Raw genomic sequence first — 12,379 nt, forward strand, 5'->3', positions numbered from 1 at the left:
GCCATCTTCCTCAGTTTAGGGAGGAAAGTTCATTGGGAACATGGATTTATCGGATAGCGACCAATGAGTGTCTCCGTTTTCTGAATATGCGTAAAGAACAAGCTGTTTCGGCGGAAGAAGTTCAGGAAGAGTTAATGAATAAGTTGATGGCGTCAGATTATGTGGATTATGAGAACGAAATGGCGGTGAAATTTCAGCAGGCTATTTTGATGCTTCCTGAAAAACAGCGGGTAGTTTTCAATCTTCGTTATTATGATGAACTGGAATATGAAGAAATTAGCAGGATTACGGACACGAAGGTGGATACGTTGAAAGTGAATTATCATTATGCAAAAGAGAAGATAAAAGAGTACATGATAAATAATTAAAGATAGGATGGAAAAGGAGTTTGATTTTAAGAATATTGGGAAGCGGATGCCTTATCGTACCCCTGATGGCTTTTTCGGAAAAATGCAAAAACAAGTATTGGAGCGTACCCAGGCTGAGAGGTTTAATAGGCAGAATAGAATAAAATTGATTATTGGGGCTACTTTAGCTATTGCGGCTGTCATGTTGGGAGTTCTTTTCTTTCCGATATCTCAACCTGTGGCAGAGGAGTTGCCTTCTCATTCACTTATTGTTTCTACGGATTTAGACTCTTCTTATTCAGATACTTTGGATCGTTATATAGAATCTATGTCTGATGAGGAATTAGCAGAATGGGTGGAATTGTCTGAAAATGATATATTTATAAATTGATTAATCACTAAAAACAAAAAAATGATGAGAACAAAATTTTTTTTAATGGTGTTGGCAGCCATTGTTATGGGAAGTCAGGTAACACTTTTTGCCCAAGAAAAGAAAGAAACTAAATCTGAAAGAAGGCAGTTTAATAAAGAACAGATGCTGGAAATACAGTGCAATCAAATTATAAAAGGATTGGCATTGGATGACGCAACGGCTACTAAATTTATTCCGGTGTATAAACAATACATGGAAGAAATGCAGGCTACTCGTCATATGGGAGTTTGTCGAAATGTTGCAAATAGAACGGCCGCCGATAAACAGATCCCCAAACCGGTCCCTACAGATGCTGAAGTGGAGCAGGCTATTAAGGCACGTTTCGCGCAGAGTAGAAAGATACTGGATATTCGTGAGGAATATTATAATGAGTTTCGGAAATTTCTTTCTCCTAAACAAATTCAGAAAATGTATAATATGGAGAAACACAATGGTGATAAATTTCGTAAAGAGATGAAAAAAAGACAAGGAATGAAAAAGCAGCATGATGGAAGAAGACATATGTCACAGGGCGATGTGAAGAAGTAAATATGGGTGAAATGGGGAAAAAATAGTACTTTCATTGTCTTTATGGCTTTATTCTTTTAGTGGCTGCTGTTTATGGTAGCCACTATTTTGTTTTCTCATTGGAAGTATATATTTTTGTGAAGCTAACAGTAGCTATTTAATTAATAAAAATAATATGATGAAAGTAAAGAAATTAAGTGGCAAAGTTCAGGATGCACAACAAATACCGACCTTATTTGATCATGAGAACATAATGTATTATCCTATTAATATAGTGAACTGGAAAGAATATCCTTATCAACCTCAAGTCTCTTTTCGTATAGCCTATACAAATGATGCTATATTAGTTCATTATAAAGTAGTAGAAGATAGTGTTCGTGCCAAATACGGTGAAGATAACGGTAGTGTCTGGACAGATTCCTGTGTGGAATTTTTCTCTATTCCTGCGAGAGATGGCGTTTATTACAATTTGGAATGTAACTGTATCGCTACGATTCTTTTAGCAGCAGGTTCGGAGCGTAGTAATCGAGAAATGGCTCCTCTTGAAATAACAGATCAGGTGAAGCGTTGGGCTAGTTTGGGCAGAGAAACTTTTGAAGAAAAGATAGGAGAATGTACTTGGGAGGTTGCTTTGCAGATTCCGTATAAGGTATTTTTTAAGCATACCATTACCAAGTTGGATGGAATGGTTGTACGAGCTAATTTTTATAAATGTGGAGATGAATTGCAAAAGCCTCATTTCTTATCATGGAGTCCTATAAAAATAGAGAAGCCGGATTTTCATCGTCCGGATTTCTTTGGACTTTTGGAATTCGAATGAAATTCGTAATTAATTTAAAAAGATTGCATACAGCTGGATAAAAATGGTAAGTTTGCAACTATATATAACGGATAAAGTATAGTAGCGATTTTGAAACAGTTTTATATGATGAAACATACGTTGAAATTTATATTAATCGGGTTGCTTTGTTGTCTATGTAATTTTACAGTGCAAGCGCAAACCCGTAACCGGCAGTATGAGGAATATATTCATAAGTATAAAGATCTTGCTGTCGATGAGATGAAACGGTATCGTATTCCTGCCAGCATCACTTTGGCTCAAGGATTATTGGAATCAGGGGCGGGAAAAAGTACGCTGGCTCGTAAATCCAATAATCATTTTGGTATAAAATGTGGTGGTGACTGGACTGGTCGTACTGTACGGCATGATGATGATGCCCGTAATGAATGTTTTCGTGCCTATAAGCACCCTCGTGAGTCATATGAAGATCATTCTAAATTTTTAAAAGGACGTTCACGTTATGCATCTCTTTTTAAATTAAAAATCACCGATTATAAAGGATGGGCACATGGGCTGAAGAAGGCGGGATATGCTACTGACCCTCGCTATGCGTATCGTTTAATTGATATCATTGAATTATATGAATTACATAAGTATGATACCAAGGATGGTATAAAGTGGATGAAGGAATTCCCAAACCCGCATCAGCCTTATTTAGCTAATGATTTACTTTATATTGTGGTACGCCCGGGGGATACATTTAAAAAACTTTCTAAAGAATTTGATATCAGTCAACGTAAGTTGAGGAAATACAATGATCTTTATAAAGGATATGTATTGAAACCAGGTGATATTATTTATTTGGATAAAAAGCATCGTCGTGCGGATAAGGAACACATAGTTCATGTTGTCCGTGAGGGAGAATCTATGTATTCTATTTCCCAAAAGTATGGTATTCGTCTGAAGAATTTATATAAGATGAATAAGATGAAACCGGAAGATTCTTCTCCTAAAGTAGGTGATATATTGCGTTTGCGTTAGTCATTATAGTACGGTAACTGATGTTTAAAAACGTACAGGGTGTCCGATTTCGGACACCCTGTACGTTTTGTTTGTTATTGATTATCAATAAGTTGCTTTCTTGGCACGGATGTTGTTTATTCTTTAGTACAAAAATGACAATAATAAAATTACAATAAGTTATGGACAGAGAAATCCCTAAAGAAGTGCGTGATAAGGAACGCAAAAAGAAGTTCATTAAATATGGTGCAATAGGTGTGGCGGCAGTGGTATGTATAGCTGTATTGATTTCGTTTATGCGAAGTAGCGTCAATAAGAAAGATTTGGTGTTTTCAGAAGTAGACAATGGAACTATTGAAGTAAGTGTCAGTGCTTCCGGTAAGGTTGTCCCGGCTTTTGAAGAGATTATCAATTCACCTATTAATACTCGTATCGTGGAAGTTTACCGTAAGGGAGGAGACAGCGTGGATGTAGGTACGCCGATTTTGAAACTTGATTTGCAGAGTACGGAAACCGAATACAAGAAATTGCTGGATGAAGAACAGATGAAACGTTATCAGTTAGAGCAGTTGAAGGTGAATAATAATACGTATCTGAGCGATTTATCAATGCAAGTGAAAATTTCTGCCATGAAATTGAACCGTATGGAGGTAGAACTTCGCAACGAACGTTATTTGGATAGCTTGGGTTCTGGAACAACGGACAAGGTTCGTCAGGCTGAATTGAACTTCAATACAGGAAAACTGGAATTGGAACAGCTCCGTCAGCAATACGCAAATGAATCGAAAGTAAAAGAGGCTGATTTGAAAGTGAAGGAATTGGAATTCAATATTTTCTCAAAGAGTCTTGCTGAAATGAAACGTACATTGGATGACGCTCAAATTCGTTCACCGCGTAAAGCGATTCTTACCTATATTAATAATCAGGTAGGTGCGCAGGTGGCGGAAGGTAGTCAAGTAGCTATCATTTCTGATTTGAGCCACTTTAAAGTGGAAGGTGAAATAGCTGATACATACGGTGACCGTGTGGCAGCAGGTGGACGTGCCATAGTCAAGATTGGCAATGAGAAACTGGAAGGAACGGTAAGTAGTGTGACACCGTTGAGTAAGAATGGGGTGATTTCGTTCATTGTACAACTGAATGAAGATAATAACAAGCGATTGCGTTCCGGCTTGAAGACGGATGTATATGTAATGAATGCCGTGAAAGAAGGGGTTTTAAGATTGGCGAATGCTTCTTATTATGTCGGTCGCGGTGAATATGAATTATTTGTTCAGGATAGTAAGGATGAAGTAGTGAAGCGTAAAGTTCAATTGGGTGACAGTAATTTTGAATATGTGGAAGTCATATCGGGATTGAAACCGGGTGACAAGGTGGTTGTCAGCGATATGAGCAGTTACAAAAACAAGAATAAGTTGAAGTTGAAATAAGAAGCAGCTATGACATAAACAACAAGATAAAACTCTCTCTTAATTAATACATTGATTGTTACGGGAAATGAAGTGTCTTTTCTTCCTTTTCACTCATTTCCCGAACATAATTTAATTTGTTCTTAGGCTATGTCGTTTTTTTGATTGTTTACTTTTTTATATTATTCATAATGCTTGTTGGCATTCTTATTCCGGTATACAGCATCAGTTGTATTAGTCCGGTAGATGTGTTGTGGGATGAATACGACTGACAAAAACGATCATACTGTCCGTTATCGGACAATATATTAAATAATAATCTGTTGAAAATTAAATGTTTATTGCTTTGGTATATCTTTTGATTCATAAAAATAAAAAGTGTATAAGATTAACAATTTAAATAAGAAAAATTATGGCAATGATTAAATTAACCGGTATCAATAAAATCTACCGTACCAATGAGATTGAAACATTAGCACTGGAAAATGTAAATTTGGATGTGATTAAAGGCGAATTTGTTAGTATTATGGGGCCTTCCGGTTGCGGTAAGTCTACCTTGTTGAATATTATGGGGTTATTGGATGCTCCCAGCAGTGGAAAGATTGAAATAAACGGTACTTCTGTAGAAAGTATGAAAGATAAAGAACTGGCTGCTTTTCGTAATAAGACTTTGGGATTTGTGTTCCAGTCATTCCACCTGATTAATTCGCTGAATGTGATTGACAATGTAGAATTGCCTTTGCTCTATAGAAAGATGGCTGCCAAGGAGCGTACCCGTTTGGCAAAAGAAGTGTTGGAGCGTGTCGGTTTAAGTCATCGTATGCGCCACATGCCCACACAGCTTTCCGGTGGTCAGTGTCAGCGTGTGGCGATAGCCCGTGCTATTGTGGGCAATCCCGAAATTATCCTTGCCGATGAGCCTACCGGAAATTTGGACTCAAAAATGGGTGCTGAAGTAATGGAGTTGTTGCATAAATTGAATAAAGAAGATGGACGTACCATTGTGATGGTAACCCATAATGAAGAACAAGCCAAACAGACTTCAAGAACTATCCGTTTCTTTGATGGCCGTCAGGTGCAATAACTGGAGGCTACTTCATTTTTTCTACGGACCATTAATGAAAAGGTACTATAATGATAAAAAAAACAATAGGACAAGTAATTTATCAATTGCGTAACCAACCGTTACTAAGTGCAATTACTATATTGGGAACTGCCCTCGCTATTGCTTTGATAATGGTTATTCTAATTGTCTATCAAGCGAAAACGGCGGACTATGCTCCTGAAGTAAATCGTTCACGCTCGCTTTACGTCAAATGGGAGCGTACGGTATATGACAAAAAAGAACCTAACAGCGCAGGTCATTCCCGACCTTCATTGTGGATGGCTAAAGAAGTCTTTTATCCGTTGAAAACTCCCGAAGCTGTATGCGTTACTTATGAAGCCGGTGAAGTATTAGTCAGTACTCCAGGAGCTGATGAAGAGGTCAATACACCGTTGTTACTGACAGATGCTGATTTTTGGAAGATATACCAATTTCATTACTTGTCGGGAAAACCTTTTACCCAGGCTGACTTTCAGTCGGGAATAAAGAAAGCTGTTATTGTTGAAAGTGTGGCGAGGCGTCTTTATGGAGATGTGGACGCTGCTATTGGGAAACCTGTACAGATTAATTTTACTGATTATACTGTTTGTGGTGTAGTAGAGAATGTAAATCGTTTTTGTGAGTTTGCATGGAGTGAGGTTTATGCACCTTATTCTTCGAATGCGATAGCCAATAAGGTGGAAGCAGGAGAAACTCAGGGAAATCATATCATTACTATCTTGGCGCATTGTTCAGATGATTTTGAGAAAATCCGTAATGAGGTGGCCCGTGGAGTGGCACAGATTAATACGACACTGGGTGAGAGAGAATTGCAACTGATGGGGCAACCGGATAACTTCCGTACTCAGTTGAATCGTAAATTTGCCAACTCGTATGAAAATCTGGATGCGGCATATTGGAAATATGGCATTATGATTATTGTTATTTTATTGGTTCCCGCCATTAATCTAAGCGGATTGACACATACCCGTATGCGTCGTCGGCTGGAAGAATTAGGTATTCGTAAATCTTTTGGCGCTACACAGGGAGAGTTGGTGTGGCAGGTTTTGAACGAGAACTTTGTATTGACATTAATCGGTGGGATGCTGGGACTTGGACTTTCTTATCTGTGTCTGTGGCTGATGAGTGATTGGTTGCTTCAGACTGCTTGGGGAGCAACAGCTACCATGAATGTTTCTATGGTCAGTCCTGTTGTATTTTTTGTGGCGCTTTGTTTTTGTCTGGTGCTTAATTTGCTTTCGGCATACATTCCTGCCTGGCGTGTTGCCCATACTCCGATTGTCGATTCGTTAAATCAAAAACTCTAAGGCTATGCTGATTCATTTATTAATTATTATAAAGAATAATCTTCGTGCCAATCTGTTGCTGATGGCTGGAATGTTCGTCATTGCTACTTCACTGTGGTATGCTGTGGATTATGTGTATGCTGTGGTAGTGAACCAACAGAAATCATTAGGGTTTGATTGGGAGCATGTATATTATGTACAAGCGGCCGTCTTACCCAATGAAAGCGTGGAGTGTGACACAGCAAGTCGGTCTGATGATGAAGTGACAGCTGAATATTTGGAATTTTATAATCGGCTGCAACATCATCCGGCAGTAGAAAGTGCATGTTATACTTTGATGCATTTCCATTATATATGGAAAAACGGTAGTGGAACCATGTCTTATGATACATTGAAGACCAGTGCGATGTATCGGGAAGTCACTCCTTCTTATTTTACCGTGTTTCGTGTCAGAGGGGCTGATGAATGTTCGCCTGAAGAGTTGTCCCGGCGGGCATCACATACCAATGATTTTGTGGTGACGGAAAATACAGCTTGTCGGCTGTTGAATCCGGACATAAATAATATGACTGTAAAAGGAGTGGAGCTAGCCGGTCGGTTTATTCATAGTGGGGTTTCCATGCGCAAGGATGAACCAGATTCGGTGCGTGTGGCCGCCGTATGCGAGAATCAGAAATATAATGAATATTCCAATTGGAGTAAAGCCGTTTATCGCATTGTACAGTTGGGACAGGGAGATTTTAAGATAAGCTATGGCAGTATTCCTTATCATGATATATTTATTCGTGTGAAGGCAGATGCCGACCGTCCTGGCTTTGTGGAATCATTCCGGAAAGAGATGAAGAAACAGCTGCGTGTGGGTAATCTGTATCTGGCGGATATACGTCCTATGAGTTATTACCGGAATGAACATCTGGCTGATTATCGTAGCGATCTTTATACTTATTTGGCCATTGCTGGATTCTTTTTAGCTAATGCATTTTTGGCCATATTGGGTACTTTCTGGTTCCGTACGCAGCAGCGTCGTGAAGAACTGGCCGTCCGTCTGGTTGCTGGGGCTACGCCGCACAGTCTTCAGACTCTTTTAATGGGAGAAGGCTTTCTACTGATAACCATCGCTTATATTCCTGCTTTGGTTGTAGCTTATAATTTAGGTATTTCTGATTTAGTAGAAACATGGCCTGTAGAATGGAGTTTCACACGTTTCCTGATAGGAGGGCTCGTTACTTTTCTGTTACTTTGGGCTATTGCCGCTATCAGCATTTGGTTTCCGGCACGGCAGGCCATGAGTATCCAGCCAGCTGAGGCATTGCATGGTGAGTAAATCAGATATTCATTTTATTAAAAGATGGAATTAATGAAAAACGGAGATACATTTGGGATCTATTTGGAAATATAGAACATTGTATCTCTGCTTTAATTTATATATCAGGAAATGAAATCGTGTGCGAAAATGAAGTTGGTGTTCATTTTCGGACAGTGTATAATAAAGATAATATGTTTATATTCAGTTTTTTGTGTCTTTGGCATGACTTTGGCTAGTATAGATATAAAGTGTATAAGAAAATAATAAAATAGAATTCGAAAATGATAAAACAGTATTACAAGCAAGCTTTGGCACAACTACGCCAACATCCGCTTATCAGTATTATCGGTATTGTGGGGACTGCGCTGAGTATTTTCCTTATTATGTTGGTAGTGATGATGCAACAAGTAAAGGTCGCTCCTTTTTCTCCCGAGTCCAATCGTAACCGTTTTTTACATGTACATTATATGAGTATCAGTCATAAAGATTGGGGAAATGGGACAAGTAATGGTCCGATGAGTGTACAGACTGCACGTGAAGTATACAAATCGTTGAAGACTCCTGAGGCTGTTACTGTTTATTGTTGCATGACGGTGTCCACTCCTGTTTCCCTACCTGGTGCGCCTGCGATAGGAGCTGATGTGCGTGAGACAGATGATACATTTTTTCATGTGTTCGATTTTCAGTTTACAGATGGAAAGCCGTATGATGAAGCTACTTTTACAGCTGGGCGCCCTGTAGCTGTTATAACAGAGAGCATATCACGTGCCTTGTTTGGTTCTATTCAGTCTGTAGGTAAAGAATTTCTGCTGAGTCATGCTCCTTATCGTGTAGTAGGAGTAGTGAAAGATGTTTCAACTCTTGCCGATATGGCTTACGGGCAAGTATGGATTCCTTTCACTTCGACCAACCTGTCTAATGACACATGGAGTGATAACCACATGGGAATGATGAGTGTAACTCTGTTGGCGCATGACCGTGAGGATTTTGATGAGATTCGTGCTGAGGCTAAGCGCCGTATGAATGAGTATAATTCAATACTTGCTGATCAAGGGTATACATTGATAGATCGCAACCGTCCTTATGACCAGGAAACCCAATCGATTTCTTTTGCTGCCAATTTGGAACCGGATTTAAAAGCGGCTCGTCGTGAGCGTGTCATTATCTTTATTATTCTATTATTGGTTCCTGCCATAAATTTGAGCAGCATGACGCAAAGCCGTTTGCGTCAGCGTGTAGCCGAGATAGGTGTGCGTCGTGCATTTGGAAGTACCCGCATAGAGATGGTGGGGCAGATTGTGATGGAAAATCTCGTAATCACTTTGTTGGCAGGGGCTATCGGATTGCTCATTAGTATATTATTCGCTTATTGGGGCACTGATATATTGTTTGCACAACCTTATAGTGTTACTCTGAATGCGCCTACTGTTGATTCCAGAATTTTATTGCAACCATCTACTTTCCTCTATGCATTGTTGTTCTGTTTTGTATTGAATTTGCTTAGTAGCGGTATTCCCGCATGGCGGGCATCGCGTACTAACATAGTCAATGCTTTGGGAGGAAAGATACATTAATAGATGAAAAATTAAGAATTTAAAAGAAGAGTTAGAATGAATAAGAAACTATTGACACAAATAAAGAATGAGTGGCGTTCCAATCTTTGGCTTGTTACCGAATTGTTGTTGGTGAGCGTTGTTATGTGGTATATTGTCGATTATATGTATGTTAAGGCAGCTGTTTACTATGAGCCACGTGGTTTTGATATCTCCCATTGTTATTTGATACAAATGGGACGCCTTACTGATAAAAGTCCTGATTTTATTCCTAATCAGACAAAAGAGCAGCAGCGGGAAGATGTGAAAGGACTTGCCGAGCGTCTTAAATATCGTCCGGATATAGAGGCGGTTGGTTTTGGTCAGAATTCTTATCCTTATAATGGGAGTAACAGCGGTACGGAGGTTAGATATGACACACTTCAGTCGCCGGGATGGACTATTCGACGTTTAGTAAGTCCTGATTTTGTCCGGGTTTTCCAGTATCATGGTACTCGTGGGGAAACTCCTGAACAATTGGCGGAGTTGCTTAGCCATCCCAAGAATTTTTTGGCTTCCGATAATTTATACAAGAAACGTTACGGAAGAGATTTGACTCCATTGGTAGGAAAACAGTTTTATTTGTTTGGAGATACGACGGAAACCTATACGCTGGGAGCATCGTTGGAGGTAGTCCGGTATTCAGATTATGAGCAGGCATGGAACAGCTACAGTATGGTGAAACTTTTGCCGGAGAATTGGTATGATGTGGGACTTGAATTGTGTGTACGGGTAAAAGAAGATCAGGATAAAGATTTTATAACCCGTTTGAAAGCTGATAGTGAGAAGCTATATCGGGTGGGGAATGTGTTTATAGCCGAAGTGCGTTCGTTTGATGATATCCGTCGTAACTATCAACAGTCACAAACCAATTCCATGCGCAGCTATATTTTGGGTATGGTTTTTTTATTGTTGAATATTTTTTTAGGATTGCTGGGCACGTTCTGGTTTCGTACTCAGCAACGACGTGGTGAGATTGCTTTGATGAAATCTTTGGGAGGAACAGACCACAGTGTCTTTGTACGCCAGTTGGTGGAAGGATTACTGCTATTGGTTATAGCCACTATTCCGGCTGTTTTTATCAATTGGAATCTGGCAAATAGTGAATTGAATGCTTGGATGAATGGTACTACTATTGAAGGTGGACGCTTCATAATAACAGTTCTTATCTCCTTTATTTTGATTGCATTGATGATTGTAGTAGGCATTTGGATTCCTGCACGTAAGGCTATGAAAGTTCAGCCGGCGGAAGCATTGCATAATGAGTAATTTCTTTTTTTGTTAAAAGATTTTAGAGCATAGCACAAACATGATAAAACTATATTTCAAACAGGCTTTTTTCCAACTCCGTGAGAATAGGCTCATCAGCTTGGTCTCTATTATAGGAACGGCATTGGCTATTTGTATGATCATGGTCATCGTTTTGGTGTTGGAAGTGCGCATTACGGATTGTGTGCCTGAGGTGAACCGTTCACGTTCTCTTTATATGAAAGCGATGTCTATTCATCAGAAAGGAGATACTAGTGATAATTCATCAAACGGCTGTATGTCACTTACGGTGGCTAAAGAGTGTTTTAAGGCGCTTACTGTTCCTGAAACGGTAACTATAGTGTCTACAGGAGGCAGGATGCGTATTTCTGTACCTGCGGGAAAAACGATGACAGTGGATAATCTTGAAACTGACGATACTTTTTGGAAAGTGTTCTCTTTTGATTTTATTGCCGGAAAGCCGTTTACGGCTGCCGATAGTGAAAGCGGACTTCCTAAGGTTGTAATTAGCGCTTCTGTGGCCCGGAATTTATTTGGTACGGTAGAAGCAGTGGGGCGTACAGTCCAACTTAACTTGGCCGATTATACGGTAGTGGGTGTTGTGAAAGATGTATCCAAACTGGCTGTTTCTTCGTATGCGCAGATTTGGATACCTTTCAATTCAACTGAAATAGCCAGGAAGTGTTGGTATGACAATGCGATGGGAACTTTTCGTGTGGTCATTCTGGCACATTCGGAGAAAGATTTTCCTGCTATCAGAGAAGAGGTGGAACGTCTGCGTCAGAAATTTAATGACGGATTGCAGGATTCTGAAATCTTTTATCGTGGACAACCCGATGATCGTTTCTCTTTTATCTTTCGTCACTGGGGAAGAGAGTTACAGGCGAAGGAAGCTTATTTGCACTACCTGTTGGTGATTGTTATTTTATTGCTGGTACCGGCTATAAATTTGAGTAGCATGACTTTGTCCCGTATGCGGAAGCGCATGTCGGAAATAGGAGTGAGGAAGGCATTTGGTGCTACTGCCAATGTCTTGTTGAGGCAAGTGTTTTATGAAAACTTATTATTGACGCTCATAGCCGGAGCAGTAGGAATGCTTTTCAGTTATGCATGTACTTTTTTATTGAATGATTTCTTATTTTCCAATAGCGAGAACCGTGCCCAAATAGGAGAAACCAGTCTTTCGGCAGATATGTTGTTCAGTCCCTGGATATTCTTGGCCGCATTCATTTTCTGCCTGCTCTTGAATTTGCTGTCAGCGTGCATTCCTGCCTGGAGGGCATCGCGCATGAATATTACGGACGCTTTAAACCAACGTTAGATC

General features: G+C 39.6%; 12 protein-coding genes. All 12 read left to right on the forward strand.

Annotation, left to right across the window (positions count from 1 at the left end; translation table 11 throughout):
- The coding region (locus AB5935_RS16635) for an RNA polymerase sigma factor (RefSeq protein ID WP_368327496.1) at window positions 1–368 on the forward strand (368 nt) is incomplete at its 5' end.
- Window positions 369–375: 7 nt separating this feature from the next.
- The gene (locus AB5935_RS16640; protein ID WP_007837221.1) at window positions 376–738 is read left to right on the forward strand and encodes a hypothetical protein; all 363 of its coding nucleotides are present in this window, start codon (window positions 376–378) and stop codon (window positions 736–738) included.
- Between the two features lie 21 nt (window positions 739–759).
- Window positions 760–1,308 (forward strand): hypothetical protein, encoded by a 549-nt coding sequence (locus AB5935_RS16645; RefSeq protein ID WP_007842449.1) that lies wholly within the window; start codon window positions 760–762, stop codon window positions 1,306–1,308.
- 157 nt (window positions 1,309–1,465) lie between these two features.
- Entirely contained in the window at window positions 1,466–2,107 is a 642-nt protein-coding gene (locus AB5935_RS16650) for a carbohydrate-binding family 9-like protein (RefSeq protein WP_007842451.1), read from the forward strand.
- Window positions 2,108–2,212: 105 nt separating this feature from the next.
- A complete protein-coding gene (locus tag AB5935_RS16655; RefSeq protein ID WP_007837249.1) occupies window positions 2,213–3,109 on the forward strand; it encodes a glucosaminidase domain-containing protein in 897 nt (298 codons plus the stop codon).
- A gap of 161 nt (window positions 3,110–3,270) precedes the next feature.
- On the forward strand, window positions 3,271–4,518 hold the full coding sequence (locus AB5935_RS16660; RefSeq protein ID WP_007837250.1) for an efflux RND transporter periplasmic adaptor subunit: 1,248 nt from the start codon (window positions 3,271–3,273) through the stop codon (window positions 4,516–4,518).
- Window positions 4,519–4,915: 397 nt separating this feature from the next.
- On the forward strand, window positions 4,916–5,581 hold the full coding sequence (locus tag AB5935_RS16665) for an ABC transporter ATP-binding protein (protein WP_008652798.1): 666 nt from the start codon (window positions 4,916–4,918) through the stop codon (window positions 5,579–5,581).
- Between the two features lie 50 nt (window positions 5,582–5,631).
- Entirely contained in the window at window positions 5,632–6,909 is a 1,278-nt protein-coding gene (locus AB5935_RS16670; RefSeq protein ID WP_038608955.1) for an ABC transporter permease, read from the forward strand.
- A 4-nt stretch (window positions 6,910–6,913) separates the two neighbouring features.
- Complete coding sequence (locus tag AB5935_RS16675) at window positions 6,914–8,212, forward strand: ABC transporter permease (RefSeq protein WP_038608958.1); 1,299 nt, start codon at window positions 6,914–6,916, stop codon at window positions 8,210–8,212.
- Between the two features lie 263 nt (window positions 8,213–8,475).
- Complete coding sequence (locus AB5935_RS16680; protein ID WP_007842457.1) at window positions 8,476–9,768, forward strand: ABC transporter permease; 1,293 nt, start codon at window positions 8,476–8,478, stop codon at window positions 9,766–9,768.
- Window positions 9,769–9,804: 36 nt separating this feature from the next.
- On the forward strand, window positions 9,805–11,055 hold the full coding sequence (locus AB5935_RS16685; RefSeq protein ID WP_007837259.1) for an ABC transporter permease: 1,251 nt from the start codon (window positions 9,805–9,807) through the stop codon (window positions 11,053–11,055).
- A gap of 40 nt (window positions 11,056–11,095) precedes the next feature.
- Window positions 11,096–12,376, forward strand: coding sequence for an ABC transporter permease (locus AB5935_RS16690; protein WP_007845397.1), 1,281 nt, complete (start codon window positions 11,096–11,098; stop codon window positions 12,374–12,376).
- Window positions 12,377–12,379 lie beyond the last annotated feature (3 nt).

The organism is Phocaeicola sp. RTP21198st1_B8_RTP21198_201120 (assembly GCF_040929485.1).
Lineage (GTDB): Bacteria > Bacteroidota > Bacteroidia > Bacteroidales > Bacteroidaceae > Phocaeicola > Phocaeicola dorei.